This is a genomic window from Shigella sp. FC1661, from assembly GCF_001712525.1.
Classification (GTDB): Bacteria; Pseudomonadota; Gammaproteobacteria; order Enterobacterales; family Enterobacteriaceae; genus Escherichia; species Escherichia coli.
Genome location: NZ_MDGW01000561.1, coordinates 1 through 205 on the forward strand (window position 1 = coordinate 1; position 205 = coordinate 205).

Sequence of the window (205 nt, forward strand, 5' to 3'; positions counted from 1 at the left end):
GACGTTGGTCGTCCGGTACGTCTTTCAGTGTTTCCAACAGTTTTGCAGATTCTTTTGATTCGGTCGGCGTCTTCACCGGAATAACGGACGCGGAGTAAACGTGCCTGACGTTGGTCGTCCGGTACGTCTTTCAGTGTTTCCAACAGTTTTGCAGATTCTTTTGATTCGGTCGGCGTCTTCACCGGAATAACGGACGCGGAGTAAA

The 205-nt window shown here is 50.2% G+C and carries 1 pseudogene; it reads right to left on the reverse strand.

The features are described from left to right. Positions 1-98: 98 nt before the first annotated feature. A pseudogene (locus tag BFF42_RS28455) lies at positions 99-205 on the reverse strand (hypothetical protein); the annotation flags it as partial.